The organism is Limimaricola sp. (genome assembly GCF_016125575.1).
Taxonomy (GTDB): domain Bacteria; phylum Pseudomonadota; class Alphaproteobacteria; order Rhodobacterales; family Rhodobacteraceae; genus WGLM01.
In genome coordinates this window covers 269,919-294,139 of sequence record NZ_WGLM01000006.1, presented here as the reverse complement: position 1 = coordinate 294,139, position 24,221 = coordinate 269,919, and the positions used below count along the sequence as shown (strand labels likewise).

The following is a 24,221-nucleotide window of genomic DNA, read 5'->3' as shown; positions in this document are numbered from 1 at the left end:
GGTCTGCAACTCGACCCCATGAAGTCGGAATCGCTAGTAATCGCGTAACAGCATGACGCGGTGAATACGTTCCCGGGCCTTGTACACACCGCCCGTCACACCATGGGAGTTGGGTCTACCCGAAGGTGGTGCGCCAACCAGCAATGGAGGCAGCCAACCACGGTAGGCTCAGCGACTGGGGTGAAGTCGTAACAAGGTAGCCGTAGGGGAACCTGCGGCTGGATCACCTCCTTTCTAAGGATGTTCCTGGCTCTCGCGAATGCTTGCATTCGCTGGACGTGGAACACTTAGCAGCTGCAATCAAAGCAGCAAAACGGGCCAGGCCGTCCTCATATCTCTTCAGTTTGTCACAGACCTACCGGTCTGGTCTTGGGTCGGTAGCTCAGGTGGTTAGAGCGCACGCCTGATAAGCGTGAGGTCGGAGGTTCAAGTCCTCCTCGACCCACCACAAATTTTGCATGCAAAATTTGCGTGCGCGAAAGTATTTGCCCTTGCAAATACGCAGCGTCACCCGGCGCCGATCTGGCGCCGTGGCCTGGCAAAGACCTTGAGCGGGTGCCTGCGTATTTTGCGCGCAAAATACTTTCGCACTCGACCTTTTGGCCTTCGGCCAAAAGTCGTGGGGCCTTAGCTCAGCTGGGAGAGCATCTGCTTTGCAAGCAGAGGGTCATCGGTTCGATCCCGATAGGCTCCACCAAAGCACTTTCCCAGAAAGTGCGCATGGCGGCAGAACTTCGGCACGAAGTTCGAGAGCCGAATTCTGTGACACGAGGATCCGATCAACAAGCGCAGCGTGCTGCGTTTGTTCATCCGATCCGTCGGATGACGTTCGAACGCAAGCGTTCGAGCGGCTTGAACGAAGACGTTCGAGCTTTGACATCGTTCAGAGAGAAACATCAGCGCCACTGGCGGCCCCGAGTAAGGGGTGCGGCCGCGGCGGAACTCAGGTTCCGGCCGCAAAGGTGGCGTTGTCCAAGTCTAGTACACTAACCAACGTCCGTTTCCACGAACCAGGGAAACGGATGGGAAGAAGTGCGATGACGCTGGGGAAGGCGAGGCGCCGAGCCTTGCTTTTCCTGGATCAAATCAAGCGCGAAAAGGGCGTTTGGTGGATGCCTAGGCAGTAAGAGGCGATGAAGGACGTGGTACTCTGCGAAAAGCCATGGGGAGCTGAGAACGAGCTTTGATCCATGGATGTCCGAATGGGGAAACCCACCTGACATTCTGCTATTGTTACCTCTGGTATCAATAGTGGGGTGAAACAGGTACTTTTACCCTGAATACATAGGGGTTTAAGAGCGAACCCGGGGAACTGAAACATCTAAGTACCCGGAGGAAAGGAAATCAAGAGAGACTCCGCTAGTAGTGGCGAGCGAACGCGGACCAGCCGAGCCTTGAGAGTGACTGGAATGGCCTGGAAAGGTCAGCCATAGCGGGTGACAGCCCCGTACAGGAAGCTCGATGGGACGTATCAAGTAGGGCGGGACACGTGTAATCCTGTCTGAAGATCGGGGGACCACCCCCGAAGGCTAAGTACTCCTTACTGACCGATAGCGAACAAGTACCGTGAGGGAAAGGTGAAAAGCACCCCGACGAGGGGAGTGAAACAGTTCCTGAAACCGGACGCCTACAAGCAGTCGGAGCCGCAGCAGCGGTGACGGCGTACCTTTTGTATAATGGGTCAACGACTTGGTCTCAGTAGCAAGCTTAAGCCGCTAGGTGTAGGCGCAGGGAAACCGAGTCTTAAAAGGGCGAATGAGTTACTGGGATCAGACCCGAAACCAGATGATCTAGGCATGAGCAGGATGAAGGCACAGTAACATGTGCTGGAGGTCCGAACCCACACCTGTTGAAAAAGGTCGGGATGACTTGTGCCTAGGGGTGAAAGGCCAATCAAATCTGGAGATAGCTGGTTCTCCGCGAAAGCTATTTAGGTAGCGCCTCGGACGAATACCCACGGGGGTAGAGCACTGCATGGGTGATGGGGTCCCACAGACTTACTGAGCCTAAGCAAACTCCGAATACCGTGGAGTACTATCCGGGAGACAGACATCGGGTGCTAACGTCCGGTGTCAAGAGGGAAACAACCCTGACCTACAGCTAAGGCCCCTAATTCATGGCTAAGTGGGAAAGCATGTGGGACGGCCAAAACAACCAGGAGGTTGGCTTAGAAGCAGCCATCCTTTAAAGATAGCGTAACAGCTCACTGGTCTAGATAAGCTGTCCTGCGGCGAAGATGTAACGGGGCTCAAGCCATGAGCCGAAGCTTAGGATGTGGAGAAATCCACGTGGTAGCGGAGCGTTCCGTGATATAACACCTCGCCTTTCCAGCCGTGCAAGCGGTTGCGAAGGCACGGTGTTTTCTGTGAAGCCGGGCTGTAAGGCATCCGGTGGAGAGATCGGAAGTGAGAATGTTGACATGAGTAGCGATAAAGAGGGTGAGAGACCCTCTCGCCGAAAGTCCAAGGGTTCCTGCTTAAAGCTAATCTGAGCAGGGTAAGCCGGCCCCTAAGGCGAGGCCGAAAGGCGTAGTCGATGGGAACCAGGTTAATATTCCTGGGCCAGGAGATGGTGACGGATTGCAGAGGTAGTCAGGTCTTATCGGATTGACCGGGCTGCTGAGTGGTCCCTGGAAATAGCCCTCCGCAAGACCGTACCCTAAACCGACACAGGTGGACTGGTAGAGCATACCAAGGCGCTTGAGAGAACCACATCAAAGGAACTCGGCAAAATACCTCCGTAAGTTCGCGAGAAGGAGGCCCCGTTTGTACGCAAGTATGGGCGGGGGGCACAAACTAGGGGGTGGCGACTGTTTACTAAAAACACAGGGCTGTGCGAAGCCGTAAGGCGACGTATACAGTCTGACGCCTGCCCGGTGCTGGAAGGTTAAAGGGAGGGGTTCACGCTCCGAACTGAAGCCCCAGTAAACGGCGGCCGTAACTATAACGGTCCTAAGGTAGCGAAATTCCTTGTCGGGTAAGTTCCGACCTGCACGAATGGCGTAACGACTTCCCCGCTGTCTCTGATGTGGACTCAGCGAAATTGAACTGTCTGTCAAGATGCAGACTTCCCGCGGTTAGACGGAAAGACCCCATGCACCTTTACTCCAGCTTCGCACTGGCATCAGGCCAGGCATGTGCAGGATAGGTGGTAGGCATCGAAGCGGGGACGCTAGTCCTCGTGGAGCCTCCCTTGAGATACCACCCTTGCCTTGCTTGATGTCTAACCGCGGCCCGTTATCCGGGTCCGGGACCCTGCGTGGTGGGGAGTTTGACTGGGGCGGTCGCCTCCCAAAGTGTAACGGAGGCGCGCGAAGGTAGGCTCAGACCGGTCGGAAATCGGTCGTTGAGTGCAATGGCAGAAGCCTGCCTGACTGCAAGACTGACACGTCGAGCAGAGTCGAAAGACGGTCATAGTGATCCGGTGGTCCCAAGTGGGAGGGCCATCGCTCAACGGATAAAAGGTACGCTGGGGATAACAGGCTGATGGTGCCCAAGAGTCCATATCGACGGCACCGTTTGGCACCTCGATGTCGGCTCATCTCATCCTGGGGCTGGAGCAGGTCCCAAGGGTATGGCTGTTCGCCATTTAAAGAGGTACGTGAGCTGGGTTTAGAACGTCGTGAGACAGTTCGGTCCCTATCTTCCGTGGGTGTAGGATACTTGAGAGGAGTTGACCCTAGTACGAGAGGACCGGGTTGAACGATCCACTGGTGGACCAGTTGTCGTGCCAACGGCAGTGCTGGGTAGCTATGATCGGACAGGATAACCGCTGAAGGCATCTAAGCGGGAAGCCCCCCTCAAAACAAGGTATCCCTGAGGACCGTTGTAGACTACAACGTCGATAGGCCGGAGATGTAAGCGCGGTGACGCGTTCAGTTGACCGGTACTAATTGTCCGATAGGCTTGATTTGATCCAGTAGAAGCAAGACTGAGATCAGAAGCATACACGACCATGACGCGTGTATTTGACTTGGAAACGATGTTTCTTCCTTGGTCTGGTGGTCATAGCACGAGCAATACACCCGACCCCATTCCGAACTCGGCCGTTAAGTGCCGTTGCGCTGATGGTACTGCGTCTCAAGACGTGGGAGAGTAAGTCACTGCCAGACCTAGAAAGAAACATCCTTATCTCTCTTTTTCGATGTACCTCGCTTCTGTCTTACGCGAGGTGCGCATTGGCGCGGGATGGAGCAGCCCGGTAGCTCGTCAGGCTCATAACCTGAAGGTCGTAGGTTCAAATCCTACTCCCGCAACCAAACAAATCGACGGCTTACGGGCACATCGCCGTAGGCCGTTTTTTTGTGCCCGGCTGGTGTCCGCAAAGAGCCTAGCAGGCAATACTCTTGGACCAGTCTGGCTCGCCCCTTGCCACCCCTCAACTGGGGTTTATCTGAAAACGCCTCCGAAAGTTATGGGTGAGTAAATCATCACCGTCGCGGAAAGCTTGCGCTGGAGCCTCCTTCCCCTTCCACTTTACGCGTTAGGGTCAGCGCTGCCGTCGGGTGGCGCGGTAATCTGCGGTCAGAAATTCAACGCCTCGACGACCAGTCCTGCGATCATCCGGCGCGTGATGTCCTTGTCGCGTGCCAACCCCGGCATGGCTTTCATGACATCCCACCATGTTCCACCTGACCAGCGTCCGGTCAGACTTCCGCCAAAATGACCAAAGCAGGCAGATAATTCGGCTATCTGACTATCCGAAGGATATCCGCGACAATGTCCTTCGTTCAGTCGCCCAAAAAGTGACTCGCAGTTACGTTTTTTGGAAGGCTATGCGTTCTGAAAAAAGGCTTGGGACGGGTCCGTTTTACCTCCATCCCCGCTGATTGAGCAGACCGCGCCAATTGCGATTCTCGCGGCAGTTATCTGCGCTTTCCGGTGGGCAGAACGAGCGGTCCGTTCCCTCGCCGTAACCGAGAATGCAAGTGGCGCACTGCAGTGCTGCCGGGACCGGAGTAGCTGTTGATGAACACGACGCGAAAGAAAATCGGCTTCAGACCGTCGCTTGCCCGGCTTTGTCAGATCTGCCACGACACCATCCGCTTCGGCCGTCTGAGTCTCTTGGCTGTGCTTGCGCTTGGTTTGCTGAACGCAGTGGGCGGCCCTGCATGGGCGGCCCCGACGGCCCAATGTGGTGGGCAGGTCGAACTGTGGTTTCTCAACGACGAATCCACCAGCGTGGTCAGCGGCACCTCGGGCACGCCCAATAACGAATTCGAGGATTCCCAAACCTTTATCAGTTCGGTTGCCAATAGCTTTGCCTTCGATGCCACGGCAGGTTTCCGTGGTGCACTGGTGGCCTGGGCGACCAGTCCGACGCTGATCAGTGGCCTGACCGGATCCTTTCCTACCGTCGCCGCTGCCTATACCCGCAATGGTAATGGCTCCACCTATCCGGGCGCGGCGATGAGCTATGCCGCGAATGGCATCACGGCCTACGATACCAGTGCCTACAAGACCGACGGCGGCGCTCCAGTGCGCAGCAGCGTGCCTTCCATCGTGGTGATGCTGACCGACGCCAACGGTCTGACCTCGGGGCTTGGCAAGGTAAGTGACCAGGCAGCGCTGGAGGCCGGGGCCAAGACGCTCCGCGATGCAGGCCACCAGATTGTCATCATGTTGGCCGCCGAGGCGGCCCTGCGATACGACCCGGCCAATACCTACGATCCGCGCAATCCGGACACCACCTACGACGCGGCATTCAAGACGATGATGGATACCGTGGCCGGGGCCGCCTCGAATGTCATCGTCGGTTCGACCTACGCTGATATCGCCAATCCCACCAAGGGGTACATCGCGGCCCTCAGCGACCGTATCTGCGCCGTGGCAAAGCAAATTGCTTCGGCAGCCGAAACCCCGGCGATGACGGTGACAAAGACCGCAAATGCCACCGGCCTGTCGAACCCGCCACAGCCGGGCGACGTGCTGGACTACACGATCACTGTGAAGAACAGCGGCAATGTCTCGCTGACGAACGTCGTGCTGGACGACGCGCTGACGGCGGACGAGGTCTACGTCTCGGGCGACACCAACAGCAATGGCGTGCTCGACGTGGGCGAGACCTGGAGCTACGGGGCGAGCTACACCCTGACCCAGGCCGACCTCGATGCCGGCGGGGTGGAAAACGTGGCCAGCGCAACGGCGACCCCGCCCTCGGGCGCAGCGGACCGCTTCAGCGTCTACTCGGGCGCCGACGCCACTGCCTCCACCGCTACCAGCGCGCCCGCCACCGGAAACGGCGTGGTCACGCCGCTGACCGCCAAGGCCGAGCTGAGCGTGACCAAGACGGTGGACGAAACGGCGCTGGATGACGGGGTGCGGGTAGGCGATGTGCTGATCTACACGATACTCGTGAAAAATACCGGCAACGTCACGCTCTCCGATATCGGCCTGCAGGACGATTTCACCGATGTGAATGGCAAGCCCCTTACGCTGAGCACGGGCCCAGTCCGCATTGCGCCCGCGTCGGGCACCACGATGGCCCCGGGGGACAGCTGGACCTATCGGGCCACCTATGCGCTGGAGGCCGGGGCGATTGCCGCGGGCGGGGTCAAGAACCTTGCCACGATCACCGCATCGCCACCGGTGGGGGACCCGATCAGCGCGCAAAGCGCGGTCGGTGGCAACAGCTCGGCGGCAGGTAATGGCAGCCCCACCGGCACCGGCTTTCCCGGCGAGGTGAGTGGCCAGGTCCGGGCCTATCTTTCGGGCAAGGCGGGGGTGACGGTATGCCTGTTGCAGGCCACGGGTGCCGATTACGTGCCGGTCCTCGATACCGAGAACCAGCCGGTCTGCACCACGACCGACAGCGACGGCCGCTATCGGTTCGTCGGCCTGCCGGCCGGGACCTACGGCCTGCAATTCACCGATCCCGGCGCTGCGATCGACCCGACCGCCGCCAGCGCGGATGCGACCAATGCGGGCAACCGTATCGAGGCAATCCTGGTAGGGGCCGGCGCCGTTAAGGTGAATCAGGACGCCGTTTTCGTCGATCCCAGCGGGGTGGTCTACGACAGCGAAAGCTTTGCGCCGCTTCCCGGGGTGAAGGTGACCCTGACCTTCAACGGCACAGCCGTGCCTGACAGCTGGCTCGACGTGACCCTTGGGCAGGCAAACGGATCGCTGACTGATGCCGATGGCCGCTATACCTACATCCTGAACGCCGCGACCGCGCAATCGGGCACCTACACGCTGGTGGTCGAGAAGGCGGGCTATCAGGTCTCGGCGGCGGTGCCTCCGCAGGCCGGGCCCTATACGCCCGGGCTGGGGGGCGGGCTGGAAAAGATCGTTCCCGACGACACGCCTAACGCCGCGATGAGCCAGACCTATTACCTCGGCTTCGCGCTGACGTTCGATGGCGAGGCCGCGAGCGCGACGTCCAACGGCGTGGTCAACAACCATATCCCGCTTGACGGCAGGCTGCTGCCGCAGATCAAGGATGAGCTGACGCACATCCTCAGCAACGACATGGCCGCGACGATGACCCAGCAGGCGGGCCGGATGCAAAGCTATGCGTCGGGGGCCCTCGACCGGCTGAAATCGCGTCATACGGGGGACTACTGCATGGCGGCGGCAACGGCGCTTCTGGCCGGATCGCCTCTGCAATTCGCCTCGGCCAGTGCGGTGATCCCGGCAGAGAACGGCCCTGTGCTTGACCGTCTGGCTGCGCTGGTGAGTGGATGTCCCGATGTCCGCTTCGAGATTGCGGGCCATACCGACAGCGACGGTACCGCGGAGGCAAACCTCGCACTGAGCCGGGCCCGGGCGGCGGCAGTGGCTGAGGCGCTGGCCCAACGTGGCATCGCGCCTGCGCGGATGGAGCCGCGCGGCTATGGCGAGACCCGTCCGATTGCTGACAATGCAACCGCGGACGGCAAGAGCCGCAACCGCCGGGTGGTCTTTGAGGCGCTGGCCACCGAAACCCCGGCCGATCCCTGCGCACTGCCCAATCCGGGCGCGGGCGAGACTCATGCCTTCGCGGCTCATGCCGATGACACCGGCGCCTCGGTCGCTGGCAGCTTCCGGCACGAGACGCATGATTGCCAGCGCGACAGCTGGACAATCGTCTCGGGCGACCTGAGCTGGACGAAGCCAGCCAACGGGCTGTCGCAAGGCATGGTCGGCTTCAGCGCGCGGCGCGAGCGTTTCGCGACCCCCGACCGCGTCAGCGGCACCTTCTTCGGGCTTTACGGCACACGATCGGCCGTGACGGGGCTGGCAATGGGCCAGATCGACGGCGTGGGCCTCAATGCCGGGCTTTATGGCGCGGCCCGCGTCGATCATGCCCTGTTCGTCGACTGGTACCTTGGCATCGCGGGCGGCAAGCATCGTATCGATCTGACCTTTGACCGGGATGGCGGGACGATCGGCGCGACCGGGTCCTACACCTATGCTGCGGGCTTCGGCGGCGTCGCGGTGTCGGGCGAAACCCGCGCCTTGGGGCTGACTTTCAGCCCGCGTGTGGGGGCCGACCTCGCCTGGTCACCCGGTGGCAAGGCCGCGATCGTGGCCGCGCGCGGTGCACTGCGCGATACCGGCGCCCTGGACCTGCCTGCGCTTTCAGGCGCGCGCCTCTTCGCCGAGCTCAGGATGTCCGACCTGCTTCCGGGCGATGCCGACACACTATCGGTCGCGCCGCGGCTGGCCTATAGCCGGGCGATTGGCGCCGATGCCGCGTCCTTCGGGTTCGGCACCTCGATCGAATATGCCCACCCGCTGGATGCCCATGGCAGGTCGTGGAGCCTTGCCCTCGATGCTGAACAATCCGGCACGGCGACCAGTGGATCAGTCTCGTGGCGCTATGTCACCGAGATGGGACCGGGGCAGTTCGACAGTTCCGTGGGGATGGGTGGAACGGGTGCGGTCACGGTGGGGGGTACCTACTCGATGTCCTTCTAGGACAGGGCTGCCGGCGCTTGGCGACGAACATGTGCCCGAACCGGCACCACCAGAACCGCACCCTCTCGCGGCTGACGCCAACGCCGCTTTCGTGCAACAGGCTGTCGCCGTTCTCAGGCGACAGCGGAAAGCGTGCATACATCATCCCCGCCAGGCGGATGGTTTCGGGCGAATATTGACCTGACGGAAGGGGCTGCGTTGGGGCATAGCAGGACGCCAGCCCTCCGTCTGCCCCGCCACAGCCCGAGTTCGTTTGACGGCGCCCGCCCGCTCCGGCGCAACGCCCGAGTGGTGCCGTCAGTCGGCGGTTTCGGCGCCGCCCTTGTCCTTGTTGATGGTGGCGGTGACCGGGGCAAATCCGGGCGCTTTCAGCACAATCGAAAACGTCTTCGAGGCCGTGCTGGTGACGTAGATCGAGTTGGGGTTGGCGCGGAAATGGCCCGGCATGGTGCCGGCGTCGAAGTGGATGCGCGCCTCGCCCCCGGCCGGCACACTGAAGCCGTCAAGCTTGCGGAACGTGCCTTCAACCTTGCCGCTCTGCCCGTCGGTGATCGTGTAGTAAATCGACATGCCCGTCAGTGGCGAGGTGCCCTTGTTCACGACCAGCAATTCCAGGTGGTCGGGGGCGGTCTTGTTGGCGGCATAGTCGTAGTTGTTTTCCACCAACGCCTCCTTAATCACGAACGGCGCCGGCGCGCCGGTCATGTCGATGGGATTGGCCATGAATGTGGGGTCTTTGTCGGCGAGGTCATTCTGCCCGTCGCCATCGGTATCGGCCACCAGCGGATCGGTGCCCAGCAGCGCCTCGGCCGAGTCCGGAATGCCGTCGCCATCGGTGTCCTTGTTTTGCGCCATCACGCCGGTTGTCATGGTCAGGCCCAGCAGCGAGGCAAGCGCGAGGGTCGAAAGGTTTCTCTTCAGGGTCATGGTCGTCTTTCCTTTGAAATCAGGCTTTTGCAAGCCGGTCGGGGTTAAGAGGGAGGGCCAGTGCCAGCGCGCCAAGGCCGAGAACTGTCATCACGATCCAGATCAGGTTGCTGGTCATCTCGACGAGGACCGGCCAGAGCGCCATGCCGGTATAGGTGGATTTGATGCCCAGAACGGCGAAGGTGAACCGCTCGAAATGCTTGGTGACCGAGGCTTCCTCGATCCCGTTGCGCAGCGCCTCGAAGGTGGCGAACCCCTTCATGATCTGCGTCTGATCGGGCTTGCTGATCTGCAGTTGGGCAAAGACGCCACCGGCCACCTGGTTGTCGGGGTCGAGCGTGTCGCCGACCTGCGGCGCGATCAGCACCAGCGTCAGCCAGACTGCAAAGGCAGCCAGCAGCGCATGTGAGATCTGCCGCATGTGAAGCGTCAGGATGAAGGCCACGAGGAAGAAACAGGCGGAATAGGCGACGGCCACGCCCCAGACGATCGCGATCCGCAGCAGGTCATCGGGCACAAGGCCCACACCGGAACTCAGATGCAGCACCGCCGTGAGCATCCCCAGCACCAGCGCCAGACCACCGGCCAGCAGCGCGATCCCGGCCAGCGCCTTGCCAGCCACGAACTGCCACGGACGCATTGGCCGCGTCAGCATCAGCGCCAGTGTCTGGCGCCCGCGTTCGCTGGCCGCGGCGCGATAGCCGATCAGGATCGAGATGGCGGCACCGATGATCTCGATCTGCTCGATGGCCCCGCGCAGCAGGCGCAGCGGATAGAACTCGGGCGCCTTGATTTCGCCTGCCGATTTGCCCAGTGCCAACAGCGTCGCCTTGGCCGCGTCATAGGTGGCAACGTCATTGCGCAGCGCGATCGCGCCGGTCAGCAGCGCCACCACGGCGGCAATGCCCAGAAAAACGGTAACGATCAGGACAAAGCGGTCGCGCAGGGCATCGCGGATGTCCTTGGCCGCGATGGTGCGTATTGGGCTTGGGGCCACAGCGGCCGGGGTCATGATGGCATCAGACATTGTAGTCTCCTTGCGTCATGGCGAGGCCGGTCAGCGAGCGCCATGCCAGGGCCGTCGCCGCAACGAGGGCAAGCAGCAGATCGAGGAACGGGGGGATGAAAGAGGGTGGGGAAATGTCGGGCGGCAGGTAGTCCAGCAGGCGCGCAGAGGCGAACTTGAACGAATCTGCCAGCGAGAACGGCCCGAGGATTTGCGCGGTCCAGTGGAAGAAACCGATGTCAGGCGGTGCCGCCAGCGCAGAGATCGGGTTGATCGCAGCGGTCGGGTTCAGGTTTGCGGTCAGTTGTGGAAGGATGAAGGTTAGCGCCAGCCATGCGGTCACCGGCAACAGCAACCCCACGGTTTCCGAGCGGGACCACGCCCCCGTGGCCAGCCCTATCAACCCGAAAATGGCCATGTATACCGCCGAAACCACCATGAATCCGACAAGTTGCGCCCATTGCAGAAGGCTCAGCTGAATCGATGGCAAGACCAGAAAGGTGGCCGTCGCCGCGACGGCGGCAACAATGGACAGGCCCGCTATCAGCGCGCCCAATGCCGCGATCTTGCCGATGGCATAGTCGCCTTGGCTCAGCGGGCGGATGCCGATCAGGGGTAGGACGCCCGCCTTGCGATCAAGGCAGACCAACCGGTTACCGATCACGATGGCCGAAAGGGCCCCGATCAGCGCCACATAGACCGACATGTTGCGCATCAGGAACAGCGGCGACATGTCAAAAACCGGGTTGGGCGGCACCGTGCGGCCTGCGGCCTTCAGGAAAACGGTTGCCTGTTGATAGATGCCGTCGACAGTTGCCGTAGCCGACCATCCCAACCATGCCGAGATTAGCACCAGAACAATGAACATTGCCCCCAGCAGGGCCACCGTCCGCTCGCGCAGGACGAATAGGGCCGACTGGCGGGCGACCAACCAGCGCGGGCTCATCGCGGGGCTCATGCCGCGGCCCCGGCCAAGCGACCTACCGGGGTCAGCGACAGGTACAGCTCTTCAAGCGCCGCGTCGTCGCCGTAGCGGGCCGTGACGGCCTCGATGCGGTCATGAAACACCAGCTTGCCATGGCTCAGCACCGCGATGGATGTGCAGGTCTTGGCGATCTCGGAAATCAGGTGGGTGTTCATGAAGATCGTCATGCCGAACTCGATGTTCAGCCGGATGATCAGATCGCGCAGCATCTTGATACCCATCGGGTCAAGGCCCGACGTCGGCTCGTCCAGAAACAGCACGGACGGCCGGTGCAGAATTGCCTGCGCCAGCCCCACCCGCTGCCGCATCCCCTTGGAAAACCCGCCGACGCGCTGATGTGCCAGATAGGTGCAGTCCAGCAGGTCCAGCACCTCGGCCACCCGCGCTTGCGGCGCCTCGACGCCCGACAGCCGGGCAAAGAACAACAGGTTCTCTGTCGCCGTCTGGGTGTCGTAAAGTCGCACGTTTTCAGGGACGTAACCGATGGAGCGTCGCACCGAAAGGGGATCTGTCCGGATGTCATGTCCGGCGACCCGTGCGGTGCCCGAGGCCGGCTTGGCAAGGGTCGTCAGCATCTGGACCGTGGTTGTCTTGCCCGCGCCGTTATGGCCCAGAAAGCCAAAAACCTCGCCCTTGGCGATTTCCAAGGTCAGGCTGTCCACGGCCCTGACGCCGTCGAAGCTTTGGGTCAGTTTATCTGTCATGATGATCGGGTCGCTCATGGCTGGGCTCCTTGCTGTGGTGGCCGGGCATGCCGGGCTTTGCGCGCTGTCTGTCTGCCGCAGACCGCACCGGCCTTGCGGCGGATTTACAGTTTTGTGAGGTGGGGCCGCGGGCCCGAAAAGGCGGCGCCTCGGCCTGTCGGGCGCCGCCTTTGGTGTCAGGGAAGGGCGGCGTCAGTTATTGGCGTTTTCGCCGTCCTGCGCGCCGTTGTCGCCCCCGTTGTCGCTCCCGTCTTCGCCCCCGTTCTCACCGGCGTTTTCCCCCGCGTTTTCGCCGGCCTGCGGGTCGGCAGAGGCCATCTGGACAGACAACACCTTGCCGTCGGCGGGGTTGATCGCGACCATCTTCTCGGTGCCGTCGGACTGGACGACAGTGGCCATGATCATGTCCGGCATGCCGCTTTCGCCGGCCTGGTATTCGATGCTGGCGACCTTGCCGGAGGCAGCGTTTTCGGCCGTGGCAACGGCCTGTCCAAGGCTGGTGGGCGAGGCCAGAAACGGCTGCGCCTCGGCCATCGGCGCCTCGGTCGGGGCGACGGTGCCGGTCTGCGCCAATGCCGCCGTGCCGCCGACGGCCGTCAGCAGCAGGGCCGCGGCGAAAAGGGATGATTGATGTGTCATGTTTTATCTCCGTTTCTTATCCGGCCCGCAGGATGCGCGCCGATGAAACCGAGATGGGGAGCCCGACTTACAGGGTGCTGTCGCCCAGATTACAATGCTTGGCCCGAGCGTGCCGCAGGCGGGATCGCGCCGCCCGTCCGCTGAAACGTTAATGACACGCGCAGCCCCGGCCCGGCATCCGACAGGCGCAGGCAAGCGTCGTGCAGATCGGCCACCGCCTTGACCAGCGCCAGCCCAAGGCCGGACCCTTCGGTCGTGCGGCTTTTTTCCAGACGGTAAAGGCGGCGCAGCACCTTGTCGCGTTCTGCCTCGGGGATGCCCGGGCCAGTATCTGCGACAAAGGCCGTGATCATCGCGCCCTCGCTTCGAACCCCGCAAAGGATCGTTGCGCCGGGCGGGCAATGGCGGATGGCGTTCTCGATCAGGTTGACTACTGACTGGGTCAAGAGTTCCTTGTCGCCCAGCACCCAGGCCGGCGTCATGGCCTCGCAGCGCAGGCTGTGGCCGGCATCTTCGGCGACGTCGGCATAAACCTCGGCGGCGTTCGTCATTAGGGCGGCCAGATCGACGGGGGCGAATTTCTGTCGCCGCGCGCCCGCCTCGATCTGGGCGATCCGCAGGAGCGCTGAGAAGGTGCCGTCGATCGCCTCGCTCTGGGCGAGGGCGGCAGCAAGGTCTTCCGAGCTGTCGCTACCGGCCTCGGACTTGCGTGCGGCCTCTTCGATGTGGATGCGCAGCCGGTTCAGCGGTGTGCGCAAGTCATGCGCAATGTCGGCACTCACCTGCCGCATCGCTTCGACCAGCCCCTCCAGCCGCGCAAGACTGGCATTGATCGCCTGCGACATCCGGTCAAGGTCATCGCCGTGGCCCGAGACAGGCAATCGCGCGGTCAGATCGCCAAGGGCCACGCGGGCCACCGCCGCCTCGGCGCGCGCCAGCCGGCGCTGCACCCGCACCGCCAGCAGGCTGCCCACCACCAGCGTCGCCAGCAAGACGAACAGCGCTGCCCAGCCGAACGCGCTTTGGACAATCTCGCGCAGATCGTCCAGATCGGCATTGGTCAGCCCGATGGTCAGGCTGTAGGGGCCCACCTGGCCGGTGAAGACCCGAAAGGGGTAATCGGTCGGCACGCCCAGCCGGGCGGCCGGCACCGTGATCCAACCCTGCGGCAAGGCAATATCGGCGATGTTTCCCGCCAGCACCTTTCCCGCCCGATCGCGCAGCAGGTAGACGGCAGACCGCGACGGCGTGGCCTTGATGCGGATGCCGATCGCCTCGATCAGGTCGGACTGGCCGCCATTTGCCTGTGTCTGCTGGAAAACGTTGAATATCTCGCGCACGCGGGCGTCTTGCCGCGCGGCAAGTTGCGTTGTCATCGCGCCGAAGCCTGCTGCGCCGACAACGGCCAGCGTGGCAAGAATGAAAAAGGTGACGCCCAGCGCCAGCCGGAACGAGCTATGCCGCCAGAGTTCACCGGGGCGCATGCAGCGAATAGCCCATGTTCTTGACGGTGTGCAGCAGCGCCTCGTCGAACGGCTTGTCGATCTTGGCACGCAGCCGGCTTATGTGAGTTTCCACCACGGACGTCTTCGGGTCGAAGTGGAAATCCCATACCTGCTCGAGCAACATCGTGCGGGTGACAACCCGACCTTCGTTGCGCATCAGAACTTCCAGCAGGGTAAATTCCTTGGGCAGCAGGTCGATCCTCTGGCCCGCACGCGCCGCTTCCCGGCGCAGAAGGTCGAGTTCCAGATCGGAGACCTTCAAGAAGGTCTTGACCTCCTGCACCGGCGGGCGCCGGGCCAACGCATTCAGGCGGGCCAAGAGTTCGGCAAAGGCAAAAGGCTTTGTCAGGTAATCATCCGCGCCCGCCTCCAGCCCCTCGACCCGGTCATCTATGCCGCCCAATGCTGTCAGGAAGATCACCGGCATCTTGCGTCCCGCAGCCCGCAGCGCGCGCACCAGCGACAGACCGTCCAAACCGGGTATCATCCGGTCCACCACGACGGCATCATATTTCTCGCGTGTGGCTTGAAACAGGCCGTCCGTACCATCGGCAAGCACGTCGCAGACATGGCCATTCTCGGCCAGGCCGCGCACAACGTAGGTGGCTGCAGAGTTGTCATCCTCGATTAACAAGATACGCATGGCACGCTTTCGGCTGTCGGACAGGTCTGACGACCGCTAAGCGGACGGTCTGACACAAAGGTCTCTGCCAGCATACAATTCTGTAATCTGGGCGAAAGCCGGCGGCAATCAGGTCCGCTGGTGCATCAGGGGCGCAGTTCAGTCCGGACCCCAATGCCGGCGACGGATCAAGCTCGTTAAAACGAGGACCTGCGGGGGCGTCGGAGTTTGAATCGCGGCGTCAGGAGATGGCGATGACATCCATCAGAAATCTATAAAAATTATAAATGATTCAGCGGGTTGCGAAATCCTTGACGCAGACGAGGAGCTTCTCGCTGATTGGCACCATGTTTGCGAGGTCGCTTGTGGCATCGACCAACCGCCCGGATGGTTGGCTCAAGGATATGCCGAAGGCAGAATTTGCGTGATAACCTTCGGCCATGGACAAGCTTTCCGTCATGCATGCCTTCCGCCGCATCGTCGAGCGCGGCAGCTTCGCGCGGGCGGCGAAGGATTTGGGCGTTTCGCCCGCTCTGCTGAGCCGCGAGATCCGGCTGCTTGAAGAAAGCCTTGGCACCACGCTGCTGACCCGCACGACCCGGTCCATGTCGATTACCGATGCCGGACAGCTTTACTATGACGAGGCGACCGGCATCCTCGATGCCGTGGTCCAGGTCGAAACGCGCATTCGCGATGGGGCCGGCGCGGTGCGAGGCCATCTGAAGATCAACGCGTCGAGCTCGTTCGGGCAGACGGTGATCGCGCCGATCCTGCCGGGGTTTCTGGACAGCTATCCCGATCTGCGGGTCACGCTGTCGCTGGACGACAGGGTGGTCGACATGGTCGAGGGCGGCTTCGACGTTTCGATCCGCATCCGCGCGGCCATGCCGGATTCGGCGCTGGTTGCGCGCAAGATCGGAACGATGCGGCAACGCATCTTCGCAGCACCCGCCTATCTTGAAAGGGCCGGCGTTCCGCAGGTGCCGCAGGACATAGCGCAGCACCGGGTCATTGGCTTCCTGCTGGCTGCGCACCTGACCACCTGGGACCTGCACGGCCCCGCGGGTTCGATCACCATCGACCTCGACCCGCCGGTGCGGGTCGGCAACAGCCTGGTGCTGCGCGATCTTCTGATCGCCGGTCAGGGCATCGGCACCTTGCCGGATTTCGTGTCGAACGGCCCCGAGGCGCGTGGCGAACTGGTCCGCGTCCTGCCCGACTGGGAGCTTCCCGCGCCCGAGATCTTCGCCGTCACCGCCTCGCGGCTGGCCATGGACGCCAAAGTCACGGCTTTCCTCGACCACCTGCGCCGGGCGCTGCGGCCCTGACATTCTTCAACAGGCGTAAAGAATGAAGTGACAGCGGGCCGGTTATTCCGGCCGGCCGCATCCCCGATCTTTTCAGGCATCGAAACGACAGCCCGAGAGGATCCCATGACCCGCGTTCTTGTTCTTTACTATTCCAGCTACGGCCATGTCCGCGCCCTTGCGCAGGCCGAGGCCGAGGGGGCCTGCAGCGTGCCCGGCACCCATGTCGACCTGCGCCGCATTCCCGAGACCGTGCCCGAGGAGATCCGGCAAAAGGCCGGGTTCATCCGCGACGACACGCCCCTTGCCGCGCCGGCCGACCTTGAGGCCTACGACGCCATCATCTTCGGTACGCCGACGCTTTTCGGCATGATGGCCGGGCAGGTGAAGTCGTTCCTCGACCAGGCGGGCGGGCTTTGGGCGCGCAATGCGCTGGTGGGCAAGCTCGCCGCCGTCTTCGCCTCGACCGGCTCGCAGCATGGCGGGCACGAGGCGACGCTCCTGTCCACCCAGATCCCGCTTCAGCACTTCGGGATGCTCATCGTGGGCATGCCCTATACCTTCGCGGGCCAGACGACGGCCGAGGGCATTGTTGGCGGTGCGCCCTATGGGGCAGGCACGATCGCCGGCGCCGACGGGTCCCGCGCGCCCACCGAGACCGACCTTGCCGGTGCGCGTTTCCAGGGCGCGCACGTGGCGCGGCTGGCGGCGCGGCTTGCCGGGGCAGCCTTTGCCGAGGAGGCCGCGTGATGGCCCCGCTGACCATCGATTTCTTCCACGACGTGGTCTGTTGCTGGTGCTTCAACATCTCGTCGCGGATGCGCAGCCTGGTCGAAGAGTTCCGCCTCGACATCCGGCATCGCACGTTCGTGTTGCAGGACAGCCCGGCCGAGATGGCCGCGCGCTGGGGCACGCCCGAACAGGCCCGCGAGGCCATTCTGGGCCATTGGGCCGCCTGCCGGCAGGCCAGCGACCGGCCAGAGCGCGTCGATATCGAAGCCATGCGCACGGCCCCCTTCGATTACCCGCATGGCATGACCGCCGCGCTGGGGTGCAAGGCCGCCGAACGGCTTGGCGGGCAGGCCGCCCATTGGGACATGTTCGACCGCCTCCAGAAGGCGCACCTGACCGAGGCGCGCAACGTCGCCGATCCGGCCACGGTGCTTGACGCCGCGTGCGAGCTCGGCTTCGAGGCGGCCGCCTTCGCCGACCTGTTCGACGATCCGGCCACCGCGCGCGCCGTTCAGGCCGACCGTCGCCACGCCAGCGCGCACCAGGTCCGCTCCATCCCGACCCTCATCATCCGCGAGACAGGCACCCGCCTTGTCAACGGTCCGCGCGACGCCCTGGCCGCGCAACTGCGCGCCGTCCGTCGCCTCGTCACCTGAAAGGAGACCCGCATGATCTTCCCGTTCCCCCGCATCGGTGTCCGGCACCGCCGCCACATTCCCCGCGCCATCCCCCACGACCTGACGCCCCACCTGTTGCGCGATATCGGCCTCGAGCCCTGGCCGAAACACCCGCGCAATCCGTTCGATCCGCTCTGGTGAGCCACGACAGGAGAGCCAGCGATGTCACGCACCACCGATATTCTTCTCACCGCGCTCGCCCCGGCGGTCTGGGGCAGCACCTATCTTGTCACGACCCAGGCGCTGCCCGCGGGCCATCCGATCACGCTGGCGGCTCTCAGGGCGTTGCCGGCGGGGCTGCTGCTGCTGGCCGTCACCCGCATGCTGCCCCCGCGGGAATGGATCGGCCGCGTCTTCCTGCTTGGCGCGCTCAATTTCGCGATCTTCTGGTCGCTGTTGTTCGTCGCGGCCTACCGACTTCCGGGCGGTGTCGCGGCCACGCTGGGCGCGACGCAGACGTTGATGGTGCTGGGCCTGTCGCGGGTCCTGCTGGGGACCGGCATCCGCCCGGCCGCGGTCCTGGCCGCGCTTGCGGGCATCGGCGGGGTGGCGCTGCTGGTCCTTGGCCCCGGCGCAGCGCTTGATCCGGTCGGCATCGCGGCCGGCTTTGGCGGTGCGGTGTCGATGGCGCTGGGCACGGTGCTGTCTCGCAGATGGCAGCCCCCGGTTCCGGCGCTGACCTTTACCGCCTGGCAATTGACGGCAGGGGGCCTGCTGCTGTTGCCCGCGGCCCTCGTCTTCGAACCGGCACTGCCGGCCCTGACCGCTGTCAACCTGGCGGGACTTGCCTGGCTGGGACTGATCGGCGCGGCTGCGACCTACTGGCTCTGGTTTCGCGGTGTCGCCCGGATTGAGCCGGGTGCGGTCTCGATGCTGGGCCTGATGAGCCCGCTGACCGCGGTCCTGCTTGGCTGGCTCTGGCTGGATCAGGCCCTGACGCCACAACAGTCATTCGGCGCAGCCATTCTTCTCGCCTCGGTCTGGCTCGGCCAGGCCGCCAATTTCCCCCAACGTTTCAGAAACAGAAAGGTATTACCATGAAACCGATTTTCCTCCTTGCCGCCGCGGCGCTTTACGCCCTGCCGCTGACCACGCGCGCCGAAGACGGCATCATTGTCTCCGACGGCGTTGCGCTGCATTTCACCGACGAAGGGGCCGGGCCCACGGTCATCCTGCTGCACGCCTTCGCCGGGTCGTCGACGCTGTGGAAAAGCAGCGGGCTGATGCCGCTCGATGGCTTTCGCACCATCAGCTTCGATGCCCGCGGCCACGGTGCCAGCGGCAAGCCGCTGGATGCAGGGGCCTACGGCATGCCGCTGGTCGAGGACGTGATCCGCCTCATGGATGCGCGCGGTGTCGCGGCGGCGCATGTCGTCGGCTACTCGATGGGTGCCGAAACCGCGCTGAAACTGGCCGTGACGCATCCCGAGCGCGTCCGCTCGCTTGTCGTCGGCGGGTCCGGCTGGTCGAGCGAGGCCGAGGTGCAGACCTACGGCGCCATCTCCGCGGCTTTGGGCGATGCCGCGACCTTTGGCGATTTCATGGCGGCGATGGCCCCGGACCCGGCCGGAACAACCGAGGCCGACATGCTGGCTGGTTTCGCCATGTTGACCGATCATGGCATTTCGCCCGGCCAGGATGCCGCCCCGTTGGCGGCGGCAGCAGGCGGGATGCACGCGTTGATCGGGCTGACCGCCGCCGAGCTTTTCGCGATTGATGTTCCTGTGCTGGGGCTTGCGGGGGGCGACGATCCAGAGCGCGAAAACGTCGCGCGGCTGGGCACGGTCCTCGACGATTTCACGTTCGTCCCGATCCCCGGGGCCGATCACCTCGCCGCCCCGCTGACCCCGCTGTTCACCCAAACCGTCATCGCCTTCCTGCGCGACTGACCCGGCATTGCTGAAAGGACCAGGCCCATGCACCTGCAACGCAAGGATACCGAACGCACCGTCGCCCGCGCCGCCGGGCTGCTTTATCTCATCATCATCCTGTGCGGGATCAGCGCCGAAGTGGCGTTGCGCGGCCCGCTGATCAACCTCGGGGATGCCGCCGGCACGGCCGAGGCGATCCTGGCGTCGCTTGGACGGTTCCGGCTGTCCATCGCCTTCGATCTGGTCATGGCGCTGGCCGATGCCGGGCTTGCCGTCCTGCTGTTCGTGCTGTTCCGCCCGGTTGCTCCCACTTTGGCGCTGGCGGCCATGGTCTTTCGGCTTGTCCAGTCGGTGATCATCGCAGCCAGCCTGATTAACCTGCAGGCGGCGGTGCTCTTGCTGACCGGCGGGCAGGATATCGCGGCGTTTGCCTCCGGGCAGGCCGCGGCGATCAGCGCGCTGTTTCTCAACCTGCATGGTCATGGCTACGATCTTGGCCTGGTGTTCTTCGGCCTCAACAGCCTGATGACCGGCGCGCTGATCTGGCGTGCGCCGTTCATCAACAGGGCCTTCGGTGCCGGGATTGCCGCGGCGGGCGTCGTTTACCTTGTCGGCAGCGCGCTGCGGTTCTTCGCCCCGGATCTGCGGCCCGCCTTCGCCCCCGCCTATGGGTTGACTGCGACCACCGAAACCGCCTTTTGCCTGTGGCTGTTGTCCGCAGGTAAGATCGGCGGCGTGTTTGGCAGGTGGCGTCGTCGCCGGGCCTGACGGCACCGGACCCGATCCGACGGAATGCAAACGGGAGAATCATGATGGATCAACGTGGTTTCACTGTCCGCGCCCTTGGCGAAATCGCCATCCGGTGCATCAATCTTGACGCGATGGTCGCCTTCTATCGCGATGTCATCGGGCTTGAACCGCTCAACGATCCGGGTAACGGCCGCATCGTGTTCCTTCGCATCGCCGAGGGCTTTGGCGGCCATACCTCGGTGCTGGCGCTGTTTCGTTACGACATCGAGGCCGCGGGCCGGACGCGGGCAGGCGAGGTGCCGCCCGCGACCGGTCCGGGCTCGTCGTTGCATCACCTCGCGCTCAGCCTGCCCTGGGACGAGCAGGCGGCCGTCATCGCGTGGTATGAGACGCGCGGCCTGGAATACCATGTCGAGACATTCGATTGGGTGGGCTGGCGCGGTGTCTTCACCTTCGATCCCGACGGCAATACCGTCGAACTGGTTGCCAAGGATCCGGGCTGGGTCGCGCCAGCGGGGGTGGCACCTAAGGCGACAAGCGGTTGAGCCGGGGCGCGGCCTGCGTCGGGATGATCTGTCACGGCGCTGCTTGGGATCAGGTCCCGCCAGGCGCAAATCTTGCAAGCCTTCGATCCGCCATGAGGGAGCCAAAACGATGTTGTCCGAAACTCCGACTCAGCACCTGCTGTGCGGAAAGATCGCATAAGGGAAGTCCTCCTTGGCCGCCCGGCTTGGGGCCGGGCCCGGCAGGTCCCAACACGGAGGACGCCCCGCTCACTGCGCGCTTGGCAGATGTTCGAAGTTTCATCGCCGGTGCGTTCTGACATAGCGGTCGCGTCGATCTCAGCAGCCATCCGTTACAGGATGTCATGGCAGGTGACGGCCGGGATCATCTTCTTCCGATCCCGGGTGCGATCCGGCTCGATGTGAAGTCCATGCAGGAGCGCCTTACCCTCCGCGGCCGATCCCGCGGCGGTGTCCATCGAGATATCAGCCTGCCCATCACGCTGCAGGGCATTGACCCGATACCGAAGCCCGGATGGCGGAAATCGAGGGGTCTTTGTCCTAACGGTCAGCGGGCAGATCGGCGTAGTGTCTGACCATGGAACGCAAAACGACATATCGGACAGGGACCCGCGGGCGCAATGTCGTCATGGTCACCTACCCGGATGCCCATATCCTCGACGTGGTCGGCCCACTGGAGGTGCTGACCGGCGCGAAATACTTCCTGGCCGAAGGTCCCGCGCCCTACAACGTCAAGCTGGTTGCCGCAGAGGCCGGACCGGTGCCGACGACCTCCGGCCTTTGCCTGACGGCCAACACCGGTTTTGCCGACGCGATGCGCGACACCTCTCCCATCGACACGCTGATTGTCAGCGGCGGCCATGGAACGATGGCGGCGCTCGAGGACAGGGCCCTTCTGGACTTCGTGCGCGAGGCTGCGGCGCGGGCAGACCGCGTGGTCTCGATTTGTACGGGCGCGATGATCCTGGCCGAGATTGGTCTGCTCGACGGTCGGCGCGCCAGTACACACTGGTGGTGGTGCCCGATCCTCGAGAAGCGCTATCCGAAGGTCCGGGTAGAACGGGACGCCATCTTTGTGCGGGACGGCAACATCTGGACGTCCGCTGGCGTGACGGCGGGCATGGACCTGGCCCTTGCGCTGGTCGAGACAGACTGGGGCCATGACGTGGCGCTGCAGGTGGCGCGTTACAACGTGATGTACATGATGCGTCCGGGCGGGCAGTCGCAGTTCAGCGCGCACCTGGTGGCGCAGGCTGCCGACGACCCGGCGATCAATGCCACGCTCGAATTCATCCTCGCCAACCCGGGCGACGCGCTTACCGTCACAGCACTCGCCGCGCGGGCGGGTCTCTCCGAACGCACCTTCGCCCGCCGCTTCAAGGACGAAACCGGCATGACGCCCGCGTCCTATGTCGAGACCGCTCGGGTTCAGGCCGCACGGGTCGCTCTGGAAACAAGGCCGCAAGGCATCGAACAGGTTGCTCGCGACGCGGGCTTCCAGAACGCCGAGCGCATGCGCCGGGCCTTCCAGCGTCACCTCGGCATATCGGCGTCCGAATATCGCGACCGCTTCCGCGGCATTCATGAGAGGGCCGATCAGATCCGGGACGGCCCCTGCTAGGCCAAGCCCTTTCCTCCTTACCATACCCGCATCCCGTCCGGACCATGTCCGGTCGCTGGCTCTCTTTATTCAGATCGCAAGGAACCAGTGCAATGACTCCCCCGCTTTTCCTGCTCGGCGCGGCCGAAGACCTGACGACCTGCGCCGAGAGCGGCGCCGGCAACATTCCCATTCTCGATTGTGCCCTTGCCGGTGTTCTGGCCGCAGGCATCACCGGCGCCGTGAATGGACGTCAACGGCATGAAATTATCGTCACCGGGTGCCTGCACGAATGCGACCACCCGGTCGTCTGCTGAGAGGGATCGGCCATGAATGACATTCTGCATCAGCGCCGCCATCGCTTCGACGCGCTCTTTGGCCTGCTGACCGGGCGCGGCGCCGCGCCTTTGCCACCGACGGCGCACCTGCACCGCGATGTCGGTTTGCCTGAGGACAGCCCGCAGACACTGCCGTCGCGCATCACGCTTCACGCGCTGGCACATCGGTCATTCCGCTGAGACTGGAGGGAAACAGATGACAGCCGCGACGCTTGCCATTTGCTGTGCTGCCTTTGCTGTTCTGCAGACGGCACGGCAGATCGTGCTGGCCCGCGGCGCGCTGTTGGGGCGTTTCACAATCGGCTCTCCGCGTCACCCGTCAGGCAGACGGGCCGAGCTATTGCGACGTGGACTGCGGAACGCACCACCTTGCAGACCATTGCAAGGGGCTGGTCCGGCAATCGGCGACTTTTTCACAATCCAATGACCTGGGAGACCTCAAATGACCTTTACTCGTATCGGCGGCCTTGCCGCTCTGACTTGTGCCGGCACGTACCTGTTCGGCTTTGCCCTTCTGGTGACGCTGCTTGCCCCGCTGGGCTACGGCACCGCCGGGATCGACCCCGACGCCGTCACCGCGTTCATTGATGCACGCCCTGGGGTGATGATCGTATGGAATACGGTGATCTACGTGGTGAATGCGTTGGCGCTGAGCGTTCTCGTCGTCGTCTTTGCCGCACAATTGGTATCCCTGCCAAGCTGGGCGGCCGTCACCCAAGCAATCGGATTGATCTGGGCGGCATTGGTCCTCGGCGCGGGCATGATCGCCAATGTGGCGGTAGAGCAAGCGGCCCATATCTATCCGACCGATCCACAAGCGGCGGCCGACCTGTGGTTCATGCTGCACCACGTGGAACTGGGCCTCGGCGGCGGCAACGAGATCGCCGGTGGCGTCTGGATCGCTTGCGTCAGCGTTGCTACAGGAATTGCCGGTCGCTTGCCGCGCATCGTCAACGCACTTGGCCTGCTGACGGGCCTTGGCGGTTTGCTCACTGTCGTTCCGGCACTCGGCGAAACTGCGGGCTCTGTGTTCGGCCTAGGTGCGATTGTCTGGTTCCTCGCCGTGGGGGCAATTCTGCTCTTGGCCCGCGCTGAACCCGTGCCAGAAGGCTCTTGATCCGCCCCGTACTCAAG

Annotated in this window: 21 protein-coding genes, 3 tRNA genes, 3 rRNA genes and 1 pseudogene; 19 read left to right on the top strand and 9 right to left on the bottom strand. The window is 63.4% G+C overall.

What is annotated here, in order from left to right:
* From GC146_RS17060 to GC146_RS17030, 7 genes are all read left to right on the top strand, one after another.
* Positions 1-234 (top strand): 16S ribosomal RNA (locus tag GC146_RS17060); the annotation flags it as partial.
* Positions 235-371: 137 nt separating this feature from the next.
* Positions 372-448: transfer RNA gene (locus GC146_RS17055), tRNA-Ile, on the top strand.
* Between the two features lie 173 nt (positions 449-621).
* A tRNA-Ala gene (locus GC146_RS17050) sits at positions 622-697 on the top strand.
* A gap of 387 nt (positions 698-1,084) precedes the next feature.
* Positions 1,085-3,913, top strand: a 23S ribosomal RNA gene (locus GC146_RS17045).
* Between the two features lie 83 nt (positions 3,914-3,996).
* A 5S ribosomal RNA gene (gene rrf, locus GC146_RS17040) occupies positions 3,997-4,111 on the top strand.
* 70 nt (positions 4,112-4,181) lie between these two features.
* A tRNA-Met gene (locus GC146_RS17035) sits at positions 4,182-4,258 on the top strand.
* An 811-nt stretch (positions 4,259-5,069) separates the two neighbouring features.
* Complete coding sequence (locus tag GC146_RS17030) at positions 5,070-8,900, top strand: OmpA family protein (RefSeq protein ID WP_291841304.1); 3,831 nt, start codon at positions 5,070-5,072, stop codon at positions 8,898-8,900.
* A 19-nt stretch (positions 8,901-8,919) separates the two neighbouring features.
* Here GC146_RS17030 and GC146_RS17025 read toward each other — a convergent pair.
* The 8 genes and pseudogenes from GC146_RS17025 to GC146_RS16990 form a co-directional block, all read right to left on the bottom strand.
* Positions 8,920-9,107: pseudogene (locus GC146_RS17025) on the bottom strand (IS6 family transposase); the annotation flags it as partial.
* A gap of 90 nt (positions 9,108-9,197) precedes the next feature.
* Positions 9,198-9,827 (bottom strand): hypothetical protein, encoded by a 630-nt coding sequence (locus tag GC146_RS17020; protein WP_291841295.1) that lies wholly within the window; start codon positions 9,825-9,827, stop codon positions 9,198-9,200.
* A gap of 19 nt (positions 9,828-9,846) precedes the next feature.
* On the bottom strand, positions 9,847-10,854 hold the full coding sequence (locus GC146_RS17015) for an ABC transporter permease subunit (RefSeq protein ID WP_291841294.1): 1,008 nt from the start codon (positions 10,852-10,854) through the stop codon (positions 9,847-9,849).
* Positions 10,847-11,791 (bottom strand): hypothetical protein, encoded by a 945-nt coding sequence (locus GC146_RS17010; RefSeq protein WP_291841293.1) that lies wholly within the window; start codon positions 11,789-11,791, stop codon positions 10,847-10,849. Before GC146_RS17010 ends, GC146_RS17015 begins: the two co-directional genes overlap by 8 nt.
* Positions 11,788-12,540, bottom strand: a complete 753-nt coding sequence (locus GC146_RS17005; RefSeq protein ID WP_291841292.1) for an ABC transporter ATP-binding protein — start codon at positions 12,538-12,540, stop codon at positions 11,788-11,790. Before GC146_RS17005 ends, GC146_RS17010 begins: the two co-directional genes overlap by 4 nt.
* Before the next feature lie 174 nt (positions 12,541-12,714).
* A complete protein-coding gene (locus tag GC146_RS17000) occupies positions 12,715-13,161 on the bottom strand; it encodes a hypothetical protein (protein ID WP_291841291.1) in 447 nt (148 codons plus the stop codon).
* An 89-nt stretch (positions 13,162-13,250) separates the two neighbouring features.
* Complete coding sequence (locus GC146_RS16995; RefSeq protein WP_291841290.1) at positions 13,251-14,645, bottom strand: HAMP domain-containing sensor histidine kinase; 1,395 nt, start codon at positions 14,643-14,645, stop codon at positions 13,251-13,253.
* Positions 14,632-15,309, bottom strand: coding sequence for a response regulator transcription factor (locus GC146_RS16990; protein ID WP_291841289.1), 678 nt, complete (start codon positions 15,307-15,309; stop codon positions 14,632-14,634). Before GC146_RS16990 ends, GC146_RS16995 begins: the two co-directional genes overlap by 14 nt.
* Before the next feature lie 419 nt (positions 15,310-15,728).
* Between GC146_RS16990 and GC146_RS16985 the strand changes: the two genes are divergently transcribed.
* The 8 genes from GC146_RS16985 to GC146_RS16950 all read left to right on the top strand — a co-directional run bounded on the left by GC146_RS16985 (position 15,729) and on the right by GC146_RS16950 (position 21,170).
* Positions 15,729-16,616 carry a LysR family transcriptional regulator gene (locus GC146_RS16985; protein ID WP_291841288.1) on the top strand — a complete coding sequence of 296 codons (888 nt, stop codon included), beginning with the start codon at positions 15,729-15,731 and terminating at the stop codon, positions 16,614-16,616.
* A gap of 105 nt (positions 16,617-16,721) precedes the next feature.
* Positions 16,722-17,345, top strand: coding sequence for an NAD(P)H:quinone oxidoreductase (gene wrbA / locus GC146_RS16980; protein WP_291841287.1), 624 nt, complete (start codon positions 16,722-16,724; stop codon positions 17,343-17,345).
* Positions 17,345-17,983: a DsbA family protein gene (locus GC146_RS16975; RefSeq protein WP_291841286.1), complete on the top strand. Its 639-nt coding sequence runs from the start codon at positions 17,345-17,347 to the stop codon at positions 17,981-17,983. Before wrbA ends, GC146_RS16975 begins: the two co-directional genes overlap by 1 nt.
* A 12-nt stretch (positions 17,984-17,995) precedes the next feature.
* Positions 17,996-18,145: a hypothetical protein gene (locus GC146_RS16970; RefSeq protein ID WP_291841285.1), complete on the top strand. Its 150-nt coding sequence runs from the start codon at positions 17,996-17,998 to the stop codon at positions 18,143-18,145.
* Between the two features lie 21 nt (positions 18,146-18,166).
* Entirely contained in the window at positions 18,167-19,045 is an 879-nt protein-coding gene (locus tag GC146_RS16965; RefSeq protein WP_291841284.1) for an EamA family transporter, read from the top strand.
* Positions 19,042-19,893: an alpha/beta hydrolase gene (locus GC146_RS16960; protein WP_291841283.1), complete on the top strand. Its 852-nt coding sequence runs from the start codon at positions 19,042-19,044 to the stop codon at positions 19,891-19,893. The genes GC146_RS16965 and GC146_RS16960 overlap by 4 nt, the downstream gene beginning before the upstream one ends.
* Before the next feature lie 27 nt (positions 19,894-19,920).
* Positions 19,921-20,643, top strand: coding sequence for a DUF4386 domain-containing protein (locus tag GC146_RS16955; RefSeq protein WP_291841282.1), 723 nt, complete (start codon positions 19,921-19,923; stop codon positions 20,641-20,643).
* A 41-nt stretch (positions 20,644-20,684) separates the two neighbouring features.
* A complete protein-coding gene (locus GC146_RS16950; protein ID WP_291841281.1) occupies positions 20,685-21,170 on the top strand; it encodes a VOC family protein in 486 nt (161 codons plus the stop codon).
* Positions 21,171-21,481: 311 nt separating this feature from the next.
* On the opposite strand, the gene GC146_RS16945 is transcribed toward GC146_RS16950, so the two are convergent.
* Positions 21,482-21,607 (bottom strand): hypothetical protein, encoded by a 126-nt coding sequence (locus tag GC146_RS16945; RefSeq protein ID WP_291841280.1) that lies wholly within the window; start codon positions 21,605-21,607, stop codon positions 21,482-21,484.
* 119 nt (positions 21,608-21,726) lie between these two features.
* On the opposite strand from GC146_RS16945, the gene GC146_RS16940 reads away from it, so the two are divergent.
* The 4 genes from GC146_RS16940 (at position 21,727) to GC146_RS16925 (ending at position 24,204) form a co-directional block, all read left to right on the top strand.
* Entirely contained in the window at positions 21,727-22,770 is a 1,044-nt protein-coding gene (locus GC146_RS16940; protein WP_291841279.1) for a GlxA family transcriptional regulator, read from the top strand.
* A 92-nt stretch (positions 22,771-22,862) separates the two neighbouring features.
* A complete protein-coding gene (locus GC146_RS16935) occupies positions 22,863-23,066 on the top strand; it encodes a hypothetical protein (RefSeq protein WP_291841278.1) in 204 nt (67 codons plus the stop codon).
* A 12-nt stretch (positions 23,067-23,078) separates the two neighbouring features.
* A complete protein-coding gene (locus tag GC146_RS16930) occupies positions 23,079-23,267 on the top strand; it encodes a hypothetical protein (protein WP_291841277.1) in 189 nt (62 codons plus the stop codon).
* Between the two features lie 262 nt (positions 23,268-23,529).
* A complete protein-coding gene (locus GC146_RS16925; RefSeq protein ID WP_291841276.1) occupies positions 23,530-24,204 on the top strand; it encodes a hypothetical protein in 675 nt (224 codons plus the stop codon).
* Positions 24,205-24,221: the final 17 nt, after the last annotated feature.